The sequence below is a fragment of the Brevundimonas sp. NPDC055812 genome (genome assembly GCF_053616535.1).
Genome location: NZ_JBSHDX010000009.1, coordinates 82,561 through 99,650, shown reverse-complemented (window position 1 = coordinate 99,650; position 17,090 = coordinate 82,561). Strand labels below are relative to the sequence as shown.

Sequence of the window (17,090 nt, the reverse complement as noted above, 5' to 3'; positions counted from 1 at the left end):
CTTCGATCCTAGCTTCTCGGCGCGCGAGCGTCCTTGGGACGTTTCGCCGCCAGCAGGCTGAAGATAGCCAGCGCCAGGGAGATCACAAAGTTCCAGCCCGCCATCGACAGGCCCGCAAAGCTCCACGGAATATCGCCGCAGGAGACGAAGCCCGCGCTTCCCCCCGTGCCGTCGACCAGGGCCGTCAGCGCCGACAGGTCGATGGTGGTGCTGGGCGCGGCCATGCAGGTGGCCGGCAGGGCCCACCACTTCAGCTCGCCCCCGGCGTGATAGCCGGCCGTGATCGCCCCGGTCAGGAAGACCGCCGCCAGCAGGAAGGAGGCGATGCGCGGCGTGCCCCGGCTGGCCCGGCTGAACAGGGCCCAGAAGGTGGCCGCTCCGGCGATGGCGACGGCGGCCCAGTAGACCTCGCGCTGTTTCAGGCACAGGTTGCACGGCGCCAGGCCGCCGAACCACTCGAACGCATGGGCGGCGGCCAGCATGGCCAGGGCCGCAGCCAGGGCGAAGGCCGTCCACCAGCGGGTCAGCAATTTGTAGATCGCGCTCATGTGCGCCTCACAGGAACCAGGCGCCTCTCATAAACCGGGCCGAGACCGGCGTCGATCAGTGTCCGATCAGCTTGACCATAAAGAAGGCGCCGACCAGCAGGACCAGGAACAGGACGGTGAACAGGGCCAGCCGCTTCTCGACGATCGCCAGCATGGGCGGCCCCCAGCGCTTGAGCACGAAGGCCACCAGGAAGAAACGGGCGCCGCGCGTCACGACGCACAGGGCGATGAACAGCGCCAGATTGAACTGGAAGATGCCCGAGGCGATGGTGATCAGCTTGAAGGGGATGGGGGTCAGCCCCTTGATCAGGATGACCCAGGCGCCGTGCTGCTGGAACAGGGCCTTGGACGCCTCGAACGCATCAGCCTTGCCCAGCCAGGCCAGCATCTGCAGGCCGACCGGCTCCAGGAAATAGCCGATGGCGTAACCCGCTATCCCGCCCAGCACCGAGGCGACGGTGCAGACCATGGCGTAGAAATAGGCGCGCTCCGGCTTGGCCAGCACCATGGGCGCCAGCATGACGTCCGGCGGAATCGGGAAGAAGGAGCTTTCGGCGAAGGACACCACGGCCAGCGATCGGGTCGCGTGGCGATGGCGGGCCAGGGAAAAGACCCAGTCATAGAGCTTGCGAAGCATTCAGGCGTCCCGGTCGAGGCCCCCGCCTCTCGTCTCCCGCCCGATAGCAGGCCGCATCGGCGGGGGCGAGAGGCGAAGGGCGGCTGCGACACTGGAACGTGCGCCGTTTCACTCCAGAGCCGCCTTGCGCGCCATGCCGCCCCGCCAGTAGGTTCCGCCCCAATCAGCGGCCGCGCCATGACGGCCCCGGCCGCGTTAAACCATAAGAGAGAGGAGACGCGTCATGCAGGACGCCGCCAAACTCGACCAGGAAAACCCCCTCGGCGTCGACGGCTTCGAGTTCGTCGAATTCACCGGCCCCGAGCCCGAAGCGATGATTTCACGTCTGGAGCTGATGGGCTTCACCCCGACCCATGTGAATCCCGCCAACGACGTGGTCCGCCTGAAACAGGGCGACATCACCATGCTGGTTCACCGCAAACCGGCCGGACAGGCGGCGGACTTCGCCGGGGATCACGGCCCCTCAGCCAACGGCATGGCCTTCCGCGTCGCTGACGCCAAGGCGGCTTACGATGGCGCGCTGGCGCGCGGCGCCCGCCCCGCCGAGGACGTGCACGGCGGGGCGTTGGCGAACGACTACCCCTATGTGCTGCAGGGCATCGGCGGCAGCCTGCTCTATGTCATCGACCAGTACGGCGAGACCGGCTCCCTCTATGACGCCTGGGACGAGATCGAGGGCTGGGAAGAGGCCGAACGCAGGAACAGCGTCGGTCTGGAGATTCTGGATCACCTGACCCACAACGTCCGTCGCGGCGAAATGCGCACATGGTCGGGCTTCTACAACTCGGTGTTCAACTTCGAGGAACAGAAGTATTTCGACATCAAGGGCAAGGCGACGGGCCTGTTCTCCCAGGCCATGATCGCGCCCGACCGCGCCATCCGCATCCCGCTGAACGAGAGTCAGGACGAGAATTCCCAGATCGAGGAATTCATCCGTCGCTACAACGGCGAAGGCATCCAGCACATCGCCCTGACGACCGAGAACATCTTCGAGACGGTCGAGGCCATGCGCGAACGCGGCGTCGACTTCCAGGACACCATCGAGACCTATTTCGAACTGATCGACAAACGCCTGCCGGGCCATGGCGAGGACGTGGAGCGGATGCGCAAGAACCGCATCCTGATCGACGGTTCGGACGAGGAGGGCCTGCTGCTGCAGATCTTCACCCAGGACACCTTCGGTCCGATCTTCTTCGAGATCATCCAGCGCAAGGGCAATGAAGGCTTCGGCAACGGCAACTTCCAGGCCCTGTTCGATTCGATCGAGCTGGACCAGATCCGCCGCGGCGTCATCAAGGTCGACGCCTGAATGCGGTTCCGACCGCCGCACTGGCTGCCCTGGCTCGGCCCGCTTCTGGCGGCCGGGGCCGGGGCGCTCGCGGGCGAGTACTGGCTGGGAGGCGGCTTCTGGATGGTCCTGGCCGCCGCCCTCGTCTGCGGCTTCGCCCCCATCCTGGCCCACCGCCTGTGGCGACGCCTGCATCATAGACGCTAGACTTCAGCGGCGGGCGCCGTCAGGCGCCGCCCTCCGTCCGCTATCGCCGCCGATCCGCCTCCCGGCAAAGGGGAGGAAAAGAACAATGGGGAGCTTGAAATGAAATCCATCGCCTTCGCCGCCGCTGCGGCCGCCGCCCTGCTGGCCGCGCCAGCCCTTGCTCAGATTCCGGGGGCTCAAGAAGCGCCGCAGTGGTCGCTGGCCATCCACGGCGGCGCCGGCGTGATCGAACGCGCCCAGCTGAGCCCCGAGCGCGACGCCGCCTATCGCGCCGGACTGCAGGCGGCGCTGGACGCCGGTTCGGCCGTGCTGGCGCGCGGCGGGTCGTCGCTGGACGCCGTCCAGGCTGCGGTCGAGGTGATGGAGGAGAACCCCCTGTTCAACGCCGGGCGCGGCGCCGTCTTCACCTCGGCGGGCAAGAACGAGCTGGACGCCGCCGTGATGAACGGCCCGGACCTGACCGCCGGGGCCGTGGCCGGCCTGACCCGCACCCGCCATCCGATCGCCGCCGCCCGCGCCGTGATGGAGAAGTCGCCCCACGTCATGATGATCGGCGAGGGCGCCGAGACCTTCGCCCGTTCCGTCGGCCTGGAAGAGGTGGCGCCGTCCTTCTTCTTCACCGAGAGCCGCTGGCAGGCCCTGGTCAAGGCCCTGACCGATCGGGGCGAGACCGTGCCGCCGCGCCCCGAAGGCGCCCCGGCCGAACCGGCTCGCCTGGGGCCGGCCGCGCCCCTGGCCTTCAACCTCAATGAAGCCCCCCTGGACGAGCGCAAGTTCGGCACCGTCGGCGCCGTGGCCGTGGACAGCCAGGGGCGTCTGGCGGCGGCCACCTCGACCGGCGGCATGACCGCCAAGCGCTGGGGCCGGGTCGGCGACGTGCCGATCATCGGCGCCGGGACCTACGCCTCCAACGCCGACGGCTGCGCCGTCTCGGCGACAGGCTCGGGCGAGTATTTCATCCGCGCCACCGTGGCGCGCGACATCTGCCGCCGCACCGCCGAGGGCGCGACCGTCCAGGCCGCCGCCGACGCCGAGATCGCCGAGGTCGGAAGCATCGGCGGCGACGGCGGCGTCATCGTCATGGGCAAGGACGGCGTCCACGCCTTCTCGATGAACACCTCGGGCATGTATCGCGGCGCCGTCTCCTCGACCTCGCCCGCCCGCGTCGCCATCTACGGCGATGAAGAGGGCGCGCGTTGAGCGTCAGGAGCGACCATGCGGGGGTCCTCGCGCCCCCGCCGCTGATCTACCTGGCCTTCCTGCTGGTCGGGTTCGGGATCGGCCGCCTGATCGGCGAGCCGTCCCTGGGCCTGGCGGTCGAATGGCGGCGCGTCCTGGCCTTCGTTCTGGTGATCGGCGGCCTGCTGCTGGACGGGATCGCGGCCGGGACCTTCCGTCGCCTCGGCACCCCGCCCGAGCCGTGGAAGCCGACGACGGCGCTGGCGACCGGCGGCCTCTATCGCTTCAGCCGCAACCCGATCTATCTGGGCTTCGGCCTGACCTACATCGGGTTCGCCGTGGCCATGGACAGCCCGATCGCCCTGGCCATGCTGCTACCCTGCCTGATCGTGATCGACCGCTTCGTCATCGCCCGCGAGGAGCGGTATCTGTCGGCGCGTTTCGGCGCCGAATACGAGGCCTATAAAGGAAGGGTCCGCCGATGGCTGTGAACCCCGAGACGCCCGCGCCCCACGCCGACGAACTGTCGGAGATGGCGATCGAGGAGTTGGACGCCGCCTGCGGCCTGCGCTGGAACGAGATGAAGGCCGTCACGCCCTGGGGCGACGCCTATGAGGGCATGGCTCCGTCCGGCCGCACGGTCGAGATCGAGCGCCGCTACCTGTGGGCGCACGAGCCCGCGGGCGCCGTCATCGTCGAGGTCGAGGTGCGCGACCCCGCTCAGCGCACCGGCGCCGAAGCGCGGGCCGTGATCACCCCTCCCGAATAATTCCGAGCTGCAACGGCGCCGGCGCCGTCATCTCCCCGCTTTCCAAGCGCCTCGGCCGAGACTAGCCTCCTCTCCATGAAACTCGCCTCGCTCAAGCACGGCCGTGACGGCCGCCTCGTCATCGTCTCGAACGACCTGAACTGGTTCACGGACGCCTTCCTGATCGCGCCGACGCTGCAGGCGGCGCTGGACGACTGGGAGCGCTGCGAGCCCCAGTTGCGCGCCCTGGCCGAAAGCCTGGAGCACGAAGCCGTGCCGCGCGGCCGTTTCCGCGAGCATGAGGCCGCCGCCCCCCTGCCCCGCGCCTACCAATGGGCCGACGGCTCGGCCTATGTGAACCACGTCGAACTGGTGCGTAAGGCCCGCGGCGCCGAGATGCCCGAAAGCTTCTGGGCCGATCCGCTGATGTATCAGGGCGGCTCCGACGGCTTCCTATCGCCGCGCGACGCCATCCCGCTGAAGGACGAGGCCTGGGGCTGCGACCTGGAGGCCGAGATCGTGGTCGTCACCGGCGACGTGCCCCTGGGCGCGACGCGCGACGAGGCCCTGGCGGCGATCCGCCTGGTCGGCCTGGTCAACGACGTCTCGCTTCGCAACCTGATCCCGGCTGAACTGTCCAAGGGCTTCGGCTTCGTCCAGTCCAAGCCGGCCAGCGCACTGTCGCCGGTCTTCGTCACGCCGGACGCGCTCGGCGATCGCTGGCAGGACGGCAAGCTGTCGGGCGCCCTGCTGGTTCAGGTCAACGGCCAGGACTTCGGCCGCGCCGACGCCGGCGTCGACATGACCTTCGACTTCGGGACCCTGATCGCCCACCTGGCCAAGACCCGCGCCCTAGGCGCCGGAACCGTCATCGGCTCAGGCACGGTGTCGAACAAGGACGCCGACGGCGGCCCCGGCAAGCCGGTGTCCGAGGGCGGACTGGGCTACAGCTGCATCGCCGAGATCCGCACGGTCGAGACCATCCAGACCGGCGCGGCCAGGACTCCCTTCCTCAAGCACGGCGACAGCGTCCGCATCGAAATGCTGGACGAAAAGAACCACAGCCTGTTCGGCGCCATCGAACAGACGGTGGAGCCGGTCTAAGCGGCTCGATAAAAACTGGCGGCGGCTGCGCTTCATCGATTGACGCGACCTCAGCCGCCGCTAGATTGCGCCGCCTTGAGCCTAGCCGTGCCGGTGTGGTGGAATTGGTAGACGCGCCGGACTCAAAATCCGGTTCCGCAAGGAGTGTCGGTTCGAGTCCGACCACCGGCACCAGCTGACTTTCAAGCCCCCTTGAGGATCAGAGCGACGCTTTCCCCGGCGTCCCCCGTCCAGACAGACGACCGGTCGGCGGGATGGCGGACGCCTCGACGGACATCGGCGCCGCGCCGACCAGGGCGCCTCGCTCGACGCAGAACGGATTCATCTGCCGCTCCCAGCCGCCGTTGAGCGAGCAGGAATAGCAACCCGACAGCATCACGCAGGCGCCGACGACCGTCAGGGCCTTCCAGGTGCGAGCCGACATCATCGTCCTCCATGGCCTTCCACGCGACGTGTAGCATGGCGATCCCGCCTCGACAGGCCGTCGCGGCGCAGCTTGCGGGCGACTTGCGCATTGAAAGGGGCGAGGCCCCCTTGATTAACCGGACACAAGTGTCCACTTAGCGCGCCATGACCCGTCCGTTGCGACAAGACGCCGCAGAACGTCGCGAGAAGCTGCTTCTGGCGGCGGAGACCGCTTTTGCGCGTGATGGGCTGGACGCGCCGCTGCATCAGATCGCCGAGCAGGCAGGGGTCGGCCGGGCGACCCTGTATCGAAACTTCGCCGACCGCTCCGAGCTGGCCCTGGCGGTCTTCCTGAAGCAGATCGACGACCTGGCGCGGCGCACCCGCGCGCAGTTGGACGATCCGGACGTCTTCATCTGGTTTCTGGAGCAGATGACCCGGCTGATGCTGGACAGCGCGGGCCTGTCCAGCGCGATCCGCGATCTGAAGGACGAGGCCCTGGCGCCTATCCGTCAGGGCCTGAAAGCCGCCGGGGCCGAGGCCCTGGCCGTGTCCCAGGCGGCGGGGCGGGTGCGTCCGGACCTGACGGTCGAGGATATCCGCGTCCTGGCCCTGATGCTGGGCGCTCCGTCGCGGACGGCCCCGGCGAAGGCGCGCGAGGCGCTCAGCCTGCGGTCCCTGGCCCTGGTGCTGGACGCGGTGCGGCCGCGCGGCGAGGCCGCATGAGCCGCCGTCACTGGGACCTGCCGTGGGAGGAATTCCTCGCCACCCTGAAGCCGCACGAGCGGCCGGTCCTGCCCGGTTCGCCCGCAACGCCCGATCATACGACGCCCTGGCGGCTGGCCTACGCCTTCGTCGGGGTGCTGGTGGCCCTGACCGGAAGTCTGGGCAACGCCGCCGTGACGGCCGATCTGCCGCAACTGGCCGGGGCGCTGGGCGTGACCACGACGGAGGCGGCATGGCTGCCCGTGGTCTTCGTCATGACCAACGCCTGCATGAACCTGCTACTGGTCAAGTTCCGGATGCAATACGGCCTGCGCCTGTTCACCGAGATCATCCTGGTCGTCTTCCTGGCCACGGCGGCGGCGCATCTGTTTCTGGAAGACTACGGCTCCACCCTGATTGTGCGCGGCGTGGCCGGGATGGCGGCGGCGGGGATGTCGACCCTGGGCATCCTCTACATCATCCAGGCCTTTCCGGCGCAGCACCGGCTGAAAGGCATCATCATCGGCGTCGGCCTGTCCAGCCTGGCCATTCCCCTGGCGCGGCTGGGCGTCATGCGCCTGCTGGACCTAGATCAGTGGCGGGCCTTCTACATGTTCGAGCTGGGGCTGGTGCTGGTCGCCCTGCCCGCCGTCTTCGCCCTGAGGATGCCGCCGTCGCAGCGGGTGCGGGTGTTCGAGAAACTGGACTTCGTCACCTTCGCCCTGTTCGCGCCGGGCGTGGCCCTGCTGACGGCCGTGCTGGGTCTGGGCCGCATCGTCTGGTGGACCGAGGCGGCGTGGATCGGCTGGGCCCTGGCCGGGGCGATCGTGCTGCTGACCGCCGCCGTCCTGATCGAATACAACCGGACCAACCCGCTGATCGACCTCAAGTGGCTGGCAGGCCGCGACCTGGTGCGGCTGCTGCTGGCGATCCTGTTGGTGCGCATCGTGTTGTCCGAGCAGACGACCGGCGCGGTCGGCTTCCTGCAGCAGATGGGGCTGGTCCCGCAGCAGATGCAGGGCCTGTTCGTGGTCATGCTGATCGCCACGGCGGCGGGGACCCTGGTCAGCGCCTTCACCCTCAATCCGATGAAGCTGTGGAAGCCGATCTCGATCGCCCTGGTCATGATCGCCGTCGGCGCCTTCATCGACAGCCACGCCACCGTGCTGACGCGCCCGACCCAGCTCTATTTCAGCCAGGCCCTGCTGGCCTTCGCCGCCGCCTTCTTCATCGGCCCGACCATGATCCTGGGCTTCGGCAAGGTGCTGCAGGGCGGGGGCAAGAACATGGTCAGCTTCATCGTCCTGTTCTCCATCGGCCAGAACGTCGGCGGACTGATGGGCTCGGCCCTGGTCGGCACCATCCAGACCCTGCGCGAGAAGTTCCACTCCAGCCAGTTGTCCGAAAGCATCAGTCTGGGCGATCCCGAGACCGTGCTGCGCCTGCAGCAGTTGGGCGGCGCCTACGCCCATGTGATCGGCGACGCGGCCCAGCGTCAGGGCGCGGCCCTGCGCCTGCTGCAACAGCAGGTCAGCCAGCAGGCCCAGGTGCTGGCCTACAACGACGTCTTCCTGCTGATCTCGGGGGCCGCCGCGATCGGCGCCGCCTGGGTCGCCCTGAACCACTATCGGCCCAAGCTGGAGGCGCGCCGCGCCGCACGCCAGGCCCAGACGCAAGCCTCCGACGCCGCCGCCTCCGTCGCGACGGCCGTCGATTGAACCGGACAAGACCATGACCGACGCCGCCCCCTCGCCGTCCGCTCCCGCCGCGCCCCCTGCGCCCCCTCCGTCTGGGCCGACCCCTGCCGCGCCGCCGCCGTCCAGCGGCCGCCGCGTGATGTGGAGCGTGGCCCTGATCGCCATGGCCGTGGTGGGGATCAGCCTGATCCTGCACGCCTGGCGCCTGCCGCCTTTCTCGGGCGGGCCGCAGACCACGGACAACGCCTATGTGCGCGGTCAGGTGACCATCATCAGTCCGCAGGTCAGCGGCTATGTGACCTCGGTCGAGGTGCAGGATTTCCAGACGGTGAAGCAGGGTCAGCTGCTGGCCACGATCGACGACCGGATCTATCGCCAGCGGCTGGAGCAGGCGCAGGCCTCGCTGCATTCGGCCGAGGCGGCGCTGGCCAACTCGGCCCAGAGCCAGGCTTCGGCCCGCGGATCGGTCGCCCAGACGCGCGCCGCCATCGCCGCCGCCCAGTCGGCCGCAGCCAAGGCCCGCGCCGATGCGACGCGGGTTGGCGCCCTGTTCGAGGGCGGCTGGGTCGCCCAGGCCCAGGTCGACACAGCCCAGAACGCCCTGCGCGCCGCCGAAGCCCAACTGGCCGAAGCCCACGCCGCCGAGGACGTGGCCCAGACCGGCGTCACCTCGGCCGTGGTCAATCGAGGCTCGCTGGAGGCCGCCGTCGAGAACGCCCGCGCCCAGGTGCGCCTGGCGCAGATCGATCTGGACAATACCCGCATCGAGGCTCCGCGCGACGGCCGCCTGGGCGAAGTGACGGTGCGTCAGGGCCAGCAGGCGGCGGTCGGCACGCAGTTCATGGCGCTGGTCCCCGACGTGGTCTGGGTCACGGCCAATATGAAGGAGACGCAGATGCGCGACGTGCGCGTCGGCCAGCCGGTCGAGATCACCGTCGACGCCCTGGGCGGACGCGTCCTGACCGGCAAGGTCGAGCGCATCTCGCCCGCAACCGGCTCCGAGTTCAGCGTCATCCGCCCCGACAACGCCACGGGCAACTTCACCAAGGTGGCCCAGCGCATCCCCGTCCGCATCGCCGTCGATCCGGGCCAGGAGGGCGCCGAGCGGCTGGCGCCGGGCATGTCGGTGACGGCGCGGATCAAGGTGAAGGGCTGAAGGCGCCGCCCGCTCTTCCCGACTTCGGCCCGGATGAGCGGGTGACAGGAACGAACAGCCCCGAATCCGCAGCCCGCCGCCTGACTTATTGTTGCGGTGCGCAAATCTTGACCTTTGCAGGGTTGCGTCAGCCTGTCGCAGGCCGCATCTGGAGCCGATGACCAGCGCCCCCTCCTCCGCGATCAAGGCTCCGCCCAAGGGGCCGGGCTTCGCCGAATTCGTCTGCCTGATCGCCGTGATGATGGCGCTGAACGCCCTGGCGATCGACGCCATGCTGCCGGCCCTGCCCTACATCGGCGAGGATCTGGGCGTAGCCAATGAGAACAGCCGTCAGTGGGTCATCACCGCCTATCTGCTGGGCTTCGGCGTGGCGCAGCTGTTCTACGGCCCGCTGTCGGACCGTTATGGACGCCGGCCTGTGCTGTTCACGGGCATCGCCGTCTATGTCGTCTTCAGCGTTCTGGCCGCCTTCGCCCACACCTTCGACATGCTGATCCTGTCGCGGATCGGCATGGGGATCGGGGCGGCGGCGACGCGGGTGCTGGCCGTCTCGATCGTGCGCGACCGCTATGCCGGGCGGACGATGGCGCGGGTCATGTCGCTGAGCTTCCTGGTCTTCCTGGGCGTGCCCATCCTGGCGCCCGCCGTGGGCCAGACGATCATGCTGGTCGCGCCCTGGCCGTGGATCTTCGGCGTCTTCGCCCTGTCGGGCGGCGCCTTCCTGATCTGGGCGGGCCTGCGCCTGCCCGAGACCCTGCACCCCGAAGACCGGATGCCGATCGACATGGTCCGCATCGCCGGGGCTTTCCGCTTCGCCCTCAGCAACAGGATCGGCATGGGCTACGCCCTGGCCATGACCGTTATCAGCGGGGCGCTGTTCGGCTTCATCAACTCCTCGCAGCAGATATTCTTCGACGTGTTCAAGGCGCCGGGCCTGTTCCCCGTCGTCTTCGCCCTGGTGGCTGCGGGCATCGCCGTGGCTTCCGTCCTCAACGCGCGCCTGGTCGAGAAGCTGGGTTCGCGCCTGATCGCCCACACGGCCCTGTTCGGCTTCATCGGCTTCAGCGCCCTGCACGCCCTGATCGCCTGGACCGGACACGACAGCCTGTGGGTGTTCGCGGCCCTGCAGGCCTGTAAGATGTTCTGCTTCGGCTTCATCGCCGGCAATTTCGGCGCCATGGCCATGGAGCCGATGGGCCATATCGCGGGCACGGCCTCCTCGGCCCAGGGCTTCATCTCCTCGATCGGCGGGGCCCTGCTGGGCTTCGCCATCGGTCAGCAGTTCGACGGCACCACCGTGCCGATGACCGTGGGCTTCGTCCTGCTGGGCGTCGCGGCGTTGGCGCTGGTTCTGGCGGCCGAGAAGGGGCGGCTGTTCAAGGCCCATCACCTGCCGCCGACCGCAGCAAAGGCTTGATCTTTCGGGCGCAAGGGAGCCTTTTCGGGCGCATCTGATACGGAGCGTTCGATGACCCTGAAGCTGGTCGGGCGGGTTTCCGCCCTCGCTATAGCCGCCGCCCTCGCCACGTCCCTGGGCGCCTGCGCCACGACCGGAGACACGACGCCGATGTCGCCCCTGGTCCCGGCCGCGTCGGCCCAGGCGACGGCTTACGTCAACGACCCGCACTCCTGGGCCCGGCCCACCGAGGCGCGGGTGACGCACGTCGATCTGGACCTGGCCGCCGACTTCGCGGCCAAGACCCTGACGGGCACGGCGACGCTGGACGTGACCGGCCGCCCCGGCGCGACCGAGGTGGTGCTGGACGCCAAGATGCTGGACATCAAGGGCGTGACCGACGCTGAAGGCCGCCCGCTGGACTGGAGCCTGGGCGCCGCCGATCCGATCAAGGGCCAGCCCCTGAGCGTGCGCGTCCCGGCCTTCCAGGGCGGCGAGACGCAGAAGATCGTCGTCGCCTACGCCACCCGCCCCGACGCCTCGGCCCTGCAGTGGCTGAGCCCGCAGCAGACGGCGGGCGGCCAGAAATCCTATCTGTTCAGCCAGGGCCAGGCGATCCTGACCCGCACCTGGATTCCGACCCAGGACAGCCCCGGCATCCGTCAGACCTACAGCGCCCGTATCGTCGCCCCCGCCGATCTGACCGTGGTCATGTCAGCCGAGCAGCTGACCCCGCAGGGCGAGGCGGCCGGCGCCGGAACCAGGGCCTGGCGCTTCAAGCTGGATCAGCCCATCCCGCCCTATCTGATCGCCATCGGCGCGGGCGACCTCGCCTTCGCCCCCTTCGATGAACGCACCGGGGTGTGGACCGAGCCAAGCCGGTTGAAGCCCGCCCAATGGGAGCTGGAGCCGACCGCCCAGATGGTCGATGCGGCCGAGGCGCTGTACGGCCCCTATCGCTGGGGCCGCTATGATCTGCTGGTCCTGCCGCCCAGCTTCCCCTTCGGCGGGATGGAGAACCCGCGCCTGACCTTCGCCACGCCCACCATCATCGCCGGCGACCGGTCGCTGGTGTCGCTGGTGGCGCACGAACTGGCCCACTCCTGGTCCGGCAATCTGGTGACCAACGCCACCTGGGCCGACATCTGGCTGAACGAGGGCACGACCACCTATTTCGAGAACCGCATCATGGAGGCGCTCTACGGCCGCGAGCGCGCCCTGCAGGAACAGGCCCTGGCCTGGAACGATCTGGTCGCCGAGATCGCCGTCACCGATCCGGGCGACACCCGCCTGCATCTGGACCTGACCGGACGCGACCCCGACGACGGCCTGTCGGGCATCCCCTATGACAAGGGCGCCGCCTTCCTGCGCACCATCGAGCGCATCGTCGGGCGCGAGCGGTTCGACGCCTGGCTGCGCGGCTATTTCGACCGTCACGCCTTCCAGCCGATGACCGACGTCGGCTTCCTGAAGGACATCCGCGAGAATCTGGTCAAGGGCGACGCGGCGCTGGAGGCGGAGCTGCAGTTGGAGAACTGGATCTATCAGCCGGGCCTGCCGTCCAACGCCCAGGCGCCGGTGTCGCACGCCTTCGAAGCCGTGGATGCGGCCGCCGAGGCCTTCTACGTCGCCAAGGGCCCCGCCTCGGCTGCGCCGTGGAAGGACTGGAACACCCAGCAGCGCCTGCGCTTCCTGTCGTGGCGGCCGCAAGGCCTGGCGGCGGGCGCCGACTGGCTGACCCCGGCGCAGCTGGCCGATCTGGAAAGCACGTTGAAGCTGGACAGCGAAGGCAACGCCGAACTGACCTTCGCCTGGCTGCAGGCGGCCCTGGCCAACCGCTACGAGCCCGCGGTGGCCACGGCCGAGCGCTTCCTGACCAGCCAGGGCCGACGCAAATTCGTCCTGCCGCTGTTCCAGACTCTGTGGGCCGAAGGCGACTGGGGCCGCCCCATCGCCACGCGCATCTACGCCGAGGCGCGACCGCTGTATCACCCGGTCACCTCGAACTCCGTCGATCAGGTGGTGGGGCGGCCGTAGTCGCCCCTCCGCTTTCGTCATCCTCCGGCGAAGCGCAGCGGAGACCGGGGGACCCAGCGGCGCCGAAGGCGATCTTGCTGCAAGCGCCGCGGCGGCGTCTTTCGCGCTCACGCGCGCTGGGTCCCCCGATCAGCGCCGCTTCGCGGCTTGTCGGAGGATGACGGAGGGAGAGGAGCAAGCTTGACGACAAGCCCGGCTGAGGCTCCCCTGCGCCGCGACTGGAGGCGCTGATGATCCGAACCGTGAAGACGACCCTGCCGCTGGCGGCCGCGCTGATGCTGGCGGCCGCGCCTGCGGCCTACGCCCAGAACCTGTTGATCCGGGGCGGGACCATCCATACCGGCGTTGAGGCCCGGCCGACCGCCGAGGTCGTGGTCGTGCGCGACGGACGCATCGCCTATGTCGGGGCGGCGGACGCGGCGCCGTCGGCCGAGGGGCTGGAGGTCGTGGACCTGAAGGGGGCGACCCTCTTCCCCGGCTTCACCGACGGCCACGCCCACCTGGACGGCATCGGCTGGCGCGAGATGACGCTGAATCTGGAAGGTTCGGCCTCGGTCGCCGAAGCCATGCAGAAACTCAGCGCCTGGGCCGAGGCCCACCCCGAGGGCGTCATCGTCGGGCGCGGCTGGATCGAGACCCACTGGCCCGAGAAGCGCTTCCTGACCGCCGCCGATCTGGACGCCGCCGCGCCGGGACGGGTGGTGGTGCTGAGCCGGGCCGACGGCCATGCGCGGGCGGCGTCCAGCGCCGCCCTGACGGCGGCCGGGATCGATGCGACGACGCCGACCCCCTCGGGCGGCGAGATTCTCAAGGATGCGGACGGCCAGCCGACCGGCCTTCTGGTCGACGGGGCCATGGCACTGCTCGAAGGCCTAGCCCCCGAGGCGGATGCGGCGGCGACGCGCGAGGCCTATCGCGCCGGGTTCGGCGTCTACGCCCGCTATGGCTGGACCGGCGTCCATTTCATGAGCGCGCCGTGGAAGGACGTGCCCCTGCTGGAGCAGATGGCGCGCGAGGGCGAGGCGCCCTTGCGGGTCTACAACAGCATCGACATGGGCGACGCGCGCGCCCTGATGGCGGGCGGGCCGCGTGACGCGGGCGACGGGCGGATCATCACCCGCGCGATCAAATTCTACGCCGACGGCGCCCTCGGCTCGCGCGGGGCCAAGCTGTTCGAGCCCTATTCCGACCGGCCCGAGACGTCCGGCCTGATGCTGGCGTCGCGCGAAGAGGTCATGCCGCTCTATCAGGAGGCGCTGCGCGCCGGAATCCAGATCGCCACCCACGCCATCGGCGACCAGGGCAACCACGACGTCGCCGCCTGGTATGAAGAGGCGCTGCGTTCCGTGCCCAAGTCCGAGTGGAAGCTGGCCGATCCGCGCTGGCGCATCGAGCACGCCCAGATCATCCGGCCGCGCGACTATCACTATTTCAACGACCTGCCGATCATCGCCTCCATGCAGCCCAGCCACGCCATCGGCGACCTGCATTTCGCCGCCGACCGCCTGGGCGACGCCCGGCTGGACGGCGCCTACGCCTGGCATACGCTGGTGGATCGCGGGGTGATCGTGGTCGGCGGTTCGGACGCGCCGGTCGAGCGGGGCGACCCGCTAATCGAGTTCTACGCCGCCGTGGCGCGCCGCGACCTGAACGGCTTTCAGGGGCCGGACTGGCGGCCGGACGAGGCGGTGGACCGGGCGACGGCGCTGAAGATGTTCACCCTGTGGCCCGCCTACGCCAGCTTCCGCGAGAATGAGCTGGGCACGATCGAGGTGGGCAAGCGCGGCGACTTCACCGCCTTCGACATCGACCTGATGACCGTGCCCGCCGCCGACATTTCCAAGGGCCAGGCCGTGCTGACGGTGGTCGACGGGCGGATCGTGCATCAGGCCGACTGAGAGGCGGACGGATCAGACGGAATCCCGCCCCTTCTCGTTGCGGGCGGGGGCCGCTTCGGTTAAGCCCCGCGCATAGGATTTCGTCTCCGGCCGTCGGTTGCGGCCGGGGCTTGGCGTTGGAGCGTCTGAGATGGCTGATTTCGCCCCCGGTCTGGTCACCGTGTTCGGAGGCTCGGGCTTTATCGGAACCCAGGTGGTGCGCGCCCTGGCCCGTCGCGGCTGGCGCGTGCGCGTCGCCGCGCGCAACGCCAAGAGCGCGCCCATGCTGCACATGGCCGGCGACGTCGGCCAGGTTCAGGTCGTGCGCTGCGACATCACCGACAAGGCTGCGGTGGCCGAGGCCGTGCGCGGCGCCGACGCCGTGATCAACCTGGTCGGCATCCTGTTCGAAACCGGCGGCCGCAAGTTCCAGACCCTGCACGTCGAGGGCGCGACCAATGTCGCCGAGGCGGCCAGGGCGGCGGGCGCCAAGCGTCTGACCCACATCTCGGCCCTGGGAGCCGACGCCAACGGCAAGGCCGACTACGCCCGCACCAAGGGCGAGGCCGAGGCCGCCGTGCGCGCCGCCTTCCCCGGCGCGGCAGTCGTGCGCCCGTCGATCGTCTTCGGTTCGGGCGACCAATTCCTGAACCGCTTCGCCGCCATGGCGACCTGGTCGCCGGTCCTGCCGCTGATCGGCGGGGGACAGACCAGGTTCCAGCCGGTCTATGTCGCCGACGCCGCCGAAGCGATCGCCCGCGCGACCGTCGCCCCCGAGGCCCAAGGCGAGACCTATGAGCTGGGCGGCCCGTCGGTCTGGACCTTCGAGGACATCCTGAAGTTCATCCTGCGCGAGACCAACCGCCGCAACATCCTGCTGCCCCTGCCCTTCCCGGTCGCGCGTCTGATCGGCTCCCTGGCCCAGATCCCGGCCATGATCGGACTGCGTCCGGCCCTGACCAGGGATCAGGTCGTGCTGCTAGAGACGGACAATGTCGTGACGCCGGGCGCCAAGGGCCTGGCCGATCTAGGAGTCGAACCCTCTGGCCTGGAAGCCATCGCGCCGGCCTATCTGTGGCGCTACCGCAACGGCGGCCAGTACGCCGAGAGCCCCGCCGCCTGATCTCAACGACGGCTCAAGAAAAACCCCCCGAGACCGGCGTCCCGAGGGGTTTTTGCTGCGCGCTGTGCGACGGCGTTACAGCGCGCCCGTCACGCCCAAGCCGATGATGCCGACGACGCCGACCACGATCCGCCACCAGGCGAAGGGGCCGAAGCCGCGCTTGGACACGAAGTCGAGCAGGAAGCGCACCACGGCCAGGGCCGAGATGAAGGCGGCGATGAAGCCGATGGCGATCAGGCCGACGTCGCTGAAGTCCAGCACGTTGCGGTTCTTGAACAGGTCGTAGGCCACCGCCGCCCCCATGGTCGGCAGGGCCAGGAAGAAGCTGAACTCGGCGGCCGACCGCTTGTCCGTGCCCAGCAGCAAGCCGCCGGCGATGGTGGCGCCCGAACGCGAGACGCCGGGAATCATGGCCAGGCACTGGAACAGGCCAATCAGGAAATAGACTCGGAACGGATAGCGGTCCGCATCCAGATAGGTCGGAATCTTGTTCATCCGGTCCAGCCACAGCAGCAGCACCCCGCCGACGATGAGGGCGATGCAGATCACCAACGGCGTCTCGAACAGCACCGTCTTGATGAAGCCATAGGCCAGGAAGCCGATCACCACGGCGGGAAGGAAGGCGACCAGCAGGCCGATCAGGAAGCGCCGCGCCTCCGGATCGAAGGGCCAGCGCGTCGCCAGCGTCCACAGCCGCTTGAAATAGACGCTGATGATGGCCAGCAGAGCGCCCAGCTGGATGACGATCTCGAACGTCTTGCCGGTGCTTTCAAAACCGAGGAAATGCCCCAGCAGCAGCAGGTGACCGGTGGAGGACACCGGAATGAACTCGGTCAATCCCTCAACCAGACCCAGAAGGATCGCCGTCAGCCAGTCCGCCATGAATGCTCCGCTCGGTCTCTTTGTCGGGCGCGCCGCAGCCTGCGGCCTCCCGTCCGCCTCTCCTTAGCGCCCCGCCTCCGCCGCCGCCATTGGCGCGGGCG

At 69.2% G+C, this 17,090-nt stretch carries 17 protein-coding genes and 1 tRNA gene; 14 read left to right on the top strand and 4 right to left on the bottom strand.

Annotated features, from left to right (window positions below):
* Window positions 1–8: 8 nt before the first annotated feature.
* The gene (locus ACWGL1_RS14820) at window positions 9–548 is read right to left on the bottom strand and encodes a disulfide bond formation protein B (protein ID WP_452112409.1); all 540 of its coding nucleotides are present in this window, start codon (window positions 546–548) and stop codon (window positions 9–11) included.
* Window positions 549–603: 55 nt separating this feature from the next.
* Window positions 604–1,185: a YqaA family protein gene (locus ACWGL1_RS14815; protein ID WP_346486234.1), complete on the bottom strand. Its 582-nt coding sequence runs from the start codon at window positions 1,183–1,185 to the stop codon at window positions 604–606.
* 223 nt (window positions 1,186–1,408) lie between these two features.
* On the opposite strand from ACWGL1_RS14815, the gene hppD reads away from it, so the two are divergent.
* The 7 genes from hppD (at window position 1,409) to ACWGL1_RS14780 (ending at window position 5,885) form a co-directional block, all read left to right on the top strand.
* Window positions 1,409–2,494: a 4-hydroxyphenylpyruvate dioxygenase gene (gene hppD / locus ACWGL1_RS14810; RefSeq protein WP_452112408.1), complete on the top strand. Its 1,086-nt coding sequence runs from the start codon at window positions 1,409–1,411 to the stop codon at window positions 2,492–2,494.
* The gene (locus ACWGL1_RS14805) at window positions 2,495–2,680 is read left to right on the top strand and encodes a hypothetical protein (RefSeq protein ID WP_125900454.1); all 186 of its coding nucleotides are present in this window, start codon (window positions 2,495–2,497) and stop codon (window positions 2,678–2,680) included. It abuts the gene before it with no gap.
* A gap of 99 nt (window positions 2,681–2,779) precedes the next feature.
* Window positions 2,780–3,880, top strand: coding sequence for an isoaspartyl peptidase/L-asparaginase family protein (locus ACWGL1_RS14800; protein WP_452112407.1), 1,101 nt, complete (start codon window positions 2,780–2,782; stop codon window positions 3,878–3,880).
* On the top strand, window positions 3,877–4,350 hold the full coding sequence (locus ACWGL1_RS14795) for a methyltransferase family protein (RefSeq protein ID WP_452112406.1): 474 nt from the start codon (window positions 3,877–3,879) through the stop codon (window positions 4,348–4,350). Before ACWGL1_RS14800 ends, ACWGL1_RS14795 begins: the two co-directional genes overlap by 4 nt.
* Entirely contained in the window at window positions 4,341–4,628 is a 288-nt protein-coding gene (locus tag ACWGL1_RS14790) for a hypothetical protein (RefSeq protein ID WP_291778756.1), read from the top strand. Before ACWGL1_RS14795 ends, ACWGL1_RS14790 begins: the two co-directional genes overlap by 10 nt.
* A gap of 75 nt (window positions 4,629–4,703) precedes the next feature.
* Window positions 4,704–5,711 (top strand): fumarylacetoacetate hydrolase family protein, encoded by a 1,008-nt coding sequence (locus tag ACWGL1_RS14785; RefSeq protein ID WP_452112405.1) that lies wholly within the window; start codon window positions 4,704–4,706, stop codon window positions 5,709–5,711.
* Window positions 5,712–5,800: 89 nt separating this feature from the next.
* A tRNA-Leu gene (locus ACWGL1_RS14780) sits at window positions 5,801–5,885 on the top strand.
* A 25-nt stretch (window positions 5,886–5,910) separates the two neighbouring features.
* Here ACWGL1_RS14780 and ACWGL1_RS14775 read toward each other — a convergent pair.
* Complete coding sequence (locus ACWGL1_RS14775) at window positions 5,911–6,135, bottom strand: hypothetical protein (protein WP_452112404.1); 225 nt, start codon at window positions 6,133–6,135, stop codon at window positions 5,911–5,913.
* A gap of 146 nt (window positions 6,136–6,281) precedes the next feature.
* Between ACWGL1_RS14775 and ACWGL1_RS14770 the strand changes: the two genes are divergently transcribed.
* From ACWGL1_RS14770 to ACWGL1_RS14740, 7 genes are all read left to right on the top strand, one after another.
* Window positions 6,282–6,842: a TetR/AcrR family transcriptional regulator gene (locus ACWGL1_RS14770; protein ID WP_452112403.1), complete on the top strand. Its 561-nt coding sequence runs from the start codon at window positions 6,282–6,284 to the stop codon at window positions 6,840–6,842.
* Window positions 6,839–8,539, top strand: a complete 1,701-nt coding sequence (locus ACWGL1_RS14765; protein WP_312219513.1) for an efflux MFS transporter permease — start codon at window positions 6,839–6,841, stop codon at window positions 8,537–8,539. Before ACWGL1_RS14770 ends, ACWGL1_RS14765 begins: the two co-directional genes overlap by 4 nt.
* Window positions 8,540–8,552: 13 nt before the next feature.
* Window positions 8,553–9,674: an HlyD family secretion protein gene (locus ACWGL1_RS14760; protein WP_338577810.1), complete on the top strand. Its 1,122-nt coding sequence runs from the start codon at window positions 8,553–8,555 to the stop codon at window positions 9,672–9,674.
* A gap of 157 nt (window positions 9,675–9,831) precedes the next feature.
* The gene (locus tag ACWGL1_RS14755) at window positions 9,832–11,091 is read left to right on the top strand and encodes a multidrug effflux MFS transporter (RefSeq protein WP_291778739.1); all 1,260 of its coding nucleotides are present in this window, start codon (window positions 9,832–9,834) and stop codon (window positions 11,089–11,091) included.
* A 51-nt stretch (window positions 11,092–11,142) separates the two neighbouring features.
* Window positions 11,143–13,107 (top strand): M1 family metallopeptidase, encoded by a 1,965-nt coding sequence (locus ACWGL1_RS14750; RefSeq protein WP_452112402.1) that lies wholly within the window; start codon window positions 11,143–11,145, stop codon window positions 13,105–13,107.
* A 230-nt stretch (window positions 13,108–13,337) separates the two neighbouring features.
* Window positions 13,338–15,005, top strand: a complete 1,668-nt coding sequence (locus ACWGL1_RS14745) for an amidohydrolase (protein WP_452112401.1) — start codon at window positions 13,338–13,340, stop codon at window positions 15,003–15,005.
* Between the two features lie 130 nt (window positions 15,006–15,135).
* Complete coding sequence (locus ACWGL1_RS14740) at window positions 15,136–16,107, top strand: complex I NDUFA9 subunit family protein (protein ID WP_291778731.1); 972 nt, start codon at window positions 15,136–15,138, stop codon at window positions 16,105–16,107.
* 75 nt (window positions 16,108–16,182) lie between these two features.
* Here the strand turns inward: ACWGL1_RS14740 and ACWGL1_RS14735 are convergent, their stop codons facing one another.
* A complete protein-coding gene (locus ACWGL1_RS14735; RefSeq protein WP_338577806.1) occupies window positions 16,183–16,989 on the bottom strand; it encodes an undecaprenyl-diphosphate phosphatase in 807 nt (268 codons plus the stop codon).
* Window positions 16,990–17,090: the final 101 nt, after the last annotated feature.